The following is a 1634-nucleotide window of genomic DNA, read 5'->3' as shown; positions in this document are numbered from 1 at the left end:
AGACCAGCGTCGACGGCGCTCAACAGACGTGATCACTTCAATCGGATGCTTCGTCATAGGACTATCCCTAGTGTTTGTACTAGGACTTCCGATGTTCAGCGTCACCTCACAAGGCGGCCCTCACCGTGGGCTTACCGATGAAATAGACAAGCTTGTGCAGCTTCACCCAGCGCGGCCCGAGCCTGCGGATCGACCAGTTGTTGGAGGTCAGCGCCAGCGGAATGAGCATCACGAAGGCGGCCATGCCGATGGTGACGAAGGGGCGGCGGGCGATATCGGTGAGGATGGCGGAGAAATTCAGGTACTGATCGAACACCATATAGGTCAGGAAGTGCATCAGCACGTACCAGAAGGCGAGCAGCCCGAGCGCGCGGCGATAGCGGATCCAGTTAATCCCGGCGAGATCGCGCAGCGGTGTGATCGTCAGCGTCGCCACGAGGAAGCGCAGCGCCCACAGGCCGAGCAGGTGTTCGATCTCCTTCACGGGATTGCCCGGCAGGCGCCCCGTCGCCTCGAGCCAGAAGCCATAGGCGGCAGGCATGAGACCGGCGGCATAGAGCAGCCAGATCGAGGTCGCATGATATTTTCGGGGCAGGGCGGGGAGGCTGGCCATCAGTAGTTCGCCCGAAGGTCCATGCCGCTATAGAGGCTGGCGACATCCTCGGCATAGCCGTTGAAGGGCAGGGTCGGCCGACGGTTCGCGCCGAAGAAGCCGCCTTCGCCGATGCGGTTCTCGCTCGCCTGGCTCCAGCGTGGGTGGTCGACGTCAGGATTGACGTTGGCGTAGAAGCCGTACTCGTCCGGTGCGGAAAGGTTCCAGGTCGAGGATGGCTGCTTGTCGGTGAGGGTGATCTTCACGATCGACTTGATGCCCTTGAAGCCGTATTTCCAGGGAACGACCAGGCGGATGGGCGCGCCGTTTTGGTTCGGCAGCGTCTTGCCATAGACGCCGACGGCGAGGATCGCCAGCGGATGGCGGGCCTCGTCGAGCCGCAGGCCCTCGACATAGGGCCAGGGCAGCGACTGGAAGTAGCCCGATTGCCCCGGCATTTCCTCCGGCCGTACGACCGTTTCGAACGCGACATATTTCGCGTCACCCAGCGGCTCCACCTTGTCGAGCAGGGCCGAAAGCGGAAAGCCCACCCAAGGAACGACCATTGACCAAGCCTCGACGCAGCGCATGCGATAGACCCGGTCCTCCAGCGGCATCGCCAGCAGCTGCTCGAGGCCGAATTCCTTCGGCTTGCCGACCAAGCCGTCCACCTTGACCGTCCATGGCGTTGCTTTGAAATTTTCGGAGTTTGCTGCCGGATCGCCCTTTCCCAGACCGAATTCATAGAAATTGTTGTAGCTGGTGACGTCCTTTTCGGGCGTCAGGGTCTCGTCAACCATGTAGCGGGTCTTCGACGCCTTCAGGGCTTCGGCGAAGGCTGGTGTGCCGACAGCCGCGATCGCGCCGCCGGCGGAAGCGGCCAGAAACGAGCGACGACTGAAGAAACAGCTTTGCGGGGTGATTTCCGAGGCTGCGATTCGTGGCGGGCGATAGAGGAACATTGTGCTTATACGCCGCCTCGCTGACCTCGACTCTTTGGCCTTCCCAAAGTGCGGTGAATCTGAATCTCTGGTGCAAACCG

1 protein-coding gene and 1 pseudogene are annotated in these 1634 nt (G+C 61.6%); both read right to left on the bottom strand.

Going from position 1 to position 1634, the window contains the following annotated elements:
• Nucleotides 1-142: 142 nt before the first annotated feature.
• Nucleotides 143-613: pseudogene (gene msrQ, locus EXZ48_RS34470) on the bottom strand (protein-methionine-sulfoxide reductase heme-binding subunit MsrQ); the annotation flags it as partial.
• Nucleotides 613-1554: a protein-methionine-sulfoxide reductase catalytic subunit MsrP gene (gene msrP, locus EXZ48_RS34465; RefSeq protein WP_130521559.1), complete on the bottom strand. Its 942-nt coding sequence runs from the start codon at nt 1552-1554 to the stop codon at nt 613-615. The gene msrP and the pseudogene msrQ, both read right to left, overlap by 1 nt.
• Between the last annotated feature and the right edge of the window lie 80 nt (nt 1555-1634).

The organism is Shinella sp. JR1-6 (assembly GCF_004284735.1).
Lineage (GTDB): Bacteria > Pseudomonadota > Alphaproteobacteria > Rhizobiales > Rhizobiaceae > Shinella.
Note: the sequence above shows the minus strand (reverse complement) of the source record. Positions and strands in the feature narration are given on the sequence as shown.